The 2,061-nt window shown below is 41.6% G+C and carries 3 protein-coding genes; 1 reads left to right on the top strand and 2 read right to left on the bottom strand.

Annotated features, from left to right (window positions below):
- Both P8O70_05000 and P8O70_05005 read right to left on the bottom strand, forming a co-directional pair.
- On the bottom strand, positions 1–193 hold a 193-nt coding region (locus P8O70_05000), incomplete at its 3' end, for a GNAT family N-acetyltransferase (GenBank protein MDG2196235.1).
- A 43-nt stretch (positions 194–236) separates the two neighbouring features.
- The gene (locus tag P8O70_05005) at positions 237–644 is read right to left on the bottom strand and encodes a copper chaperone PCu(A)C (GenBank protein MDG2196236.1); all 408 of its coding nucleotides are present in this window, start codon (positions 642–644) and stop codon (positions 237–239) included.
- Positions 645–1,713: 1,069 nt separating this feature from the next.
- Here P8O70_05005 and P8O70_05010 point away from each other — a divergent pair.
- Positions 1,714–2,061: hypothetical protein (locus tag P8O70_05010; GenBank protein MDG2196237.1), on the top strand; the 348-nt coding region annotated here is incomplete at its 3' end.

The following is a 2,061-nucleotide window of genomic DNA, read 5'->3' on the forward strand; positions in this document are numbered from 1 at the left end:
CAATGATCTGTAGAAATCCAACTGGGATGCCTTCCACTTCGGCAATTAACTGCTCTCGCCAATCAGGTTGTCGGTTGAGTTCCGTTAGCCAGCCCCAATCCTCCGTGCCCTTTGCTGCAATGACATGTGGAGCCTTGTCCCATCGTTGTGGGAGTTCCAGATCGCTGAAGCAGGCTGGGCGTAGTTGGATCATGTGATTTTATCTATTCGACGAGGACTGACAGTAGGTATTGCGTTTACTGGCTTTTGCGCGACTGGAGATGATGCATCGAGGACTTCTCATCATCTCCAGAAGTAGCCCCACTCTGCTGTACAGGCAACTCTACGACTATGTCTGGGGCCTGCCGAAACCGGAGAGTCAGTGAGTGTGATTCTCTAAGTTTAGGTGCCTGTTTCAAGTTGGTCAGCATGATGTGATAGCCTCCGGGTTTGAGCATCACCATGCCTTTTGCAGGAATTTCAAGAGAATCCACAGGGTGCATCTTCATCATACCGTTCTCTTCCTTGACGTTGTGAATTTCCACTACTTCAGCCAGAGGTGAGCTGGCCCCAATCAGGGCATCTGCCTGATCTTGGTGATTCATCAAAGTCAGGTAGGCAACCCGAGTCTCCAGTACCCTTTGCCGCAATAATATGAGGGGCATTGTTCCATCATCGAAGCAAAGCCAGATCACTAGGCTTGGGTGGATGCAATTATACTGGGGATTAACTCCCACTCCACTCAGTTTGCTAGTGTGTGTTGCATCCAGATTTTGTTGCGAGGATGATGGAATTATTGAGCATAGTGTGAAAACAACTGTGCTTGATAAAGTAGACTAAAGACAGACTCGGCTAAGTTTTTTAGGAGAACTGAGTAAAACTTGTCAATATGCTGAGAGCCAAAGCATCCTTGTACAGTTGACTGATAACATTGAGCAAAAAAAGGATCACGAAAAGATGATTGCTTCCGATACTCTTGGACACAATTAATTAAATCTGAAGCATCCGCCGTTGGTCAGATCTGGGTGATCAATTTATGGCACCATCGCAAGAAGTTTGGTTGTTAGGACATAGCTGAAGAAAGAATGTGCAATAGCCGCGTATGATAATGCGCAGACGGGGAACACCGCCGGTATTCCTCTGAAGTCGACAACGGGATTCCAAAGCAGCACAGATTTAATTCTTGACATGATCTAAAACTAATGTAATTGGGGGATAAAATTTAAGATCATCGTCGGGACTTACTACACCGTAGGTTGAAATTTTCACTCGACCTACCAGTAATACTCTGATCTAGCCCAAATCCAGCACCTCAAGGGCTATTCCTGTCAATCAGAGTATCCAATTCAAAATGCTAGAATAAATATTGTTCTCGAAAGATTTGCCAGGGAAAAGTCAGTTTGACCCATTGGCACGATCGAGTCCACAGATCAATTTCATGGAGTGTAAACGGAGTTCTGCCCGATGTAATTGGGTTGATTAATTTCCAGAAAATTCTCAACTCCAGGAAGTTGTGTGCAGGGAGATGCGAATCTGAGAGAGTTGAAATAAAAGAGACTTACTTTGGTTTAAGCCAAAACCTGCAAAAGATCATGCAAGATGGTTCAGTCAACTAAAAATCTTCAGAGAAGAAGAACTGTAAAGATCACTAAATCATTAATGATATGCAGAAGTGGCCAGAGAATAATAGATGAGATGATGCTATCGCAATAACAGCAATCTTAAGGAACGAAAATGAAAAATTTAGGAATGACAAAAATCTCAATAGCAATGATCAGTATTATTCTTATTAGCCAGGCATGCTCAGAAAATAAAAGCAACAAAATGGTTGTTGAATGTACGGACAAATTATCGACAGAAATAATTATTCAACCTCAATGGGCTACTGAAACAAAACAGCGATTGGATGGTAGAAAAGATATAAACTATTATCTAGAAACCAAAGAAGAAAACTATTCTTTGAATTCTGGAGGTGAAAAATATGACTATAAATCTGAAGGATTTACTGATGATGAGGCATTGTTTTTGACTAATTTATTGGAAAAAGTTAACCAGTCAATTATTTTGAATTTTAATCAAAAA

This window comes from SAR324 cluster bacterium (assembly GCA_029245725.1).
GTDB lineage: Bacteria > SAR324 > SAR324 > SAR324 > NAC60-12 > JCVI-SCAAA005.

What these genes read in the sequence shown, in the direction of transcription:
- P8O70_05005 (MDG2196236.1), bottom strand. Translation starts at nt 644, where the DNA reads ATGCCCCTCATATTATTGCGGCAAAGGGTACTGGAGACTCGGGTTGCC.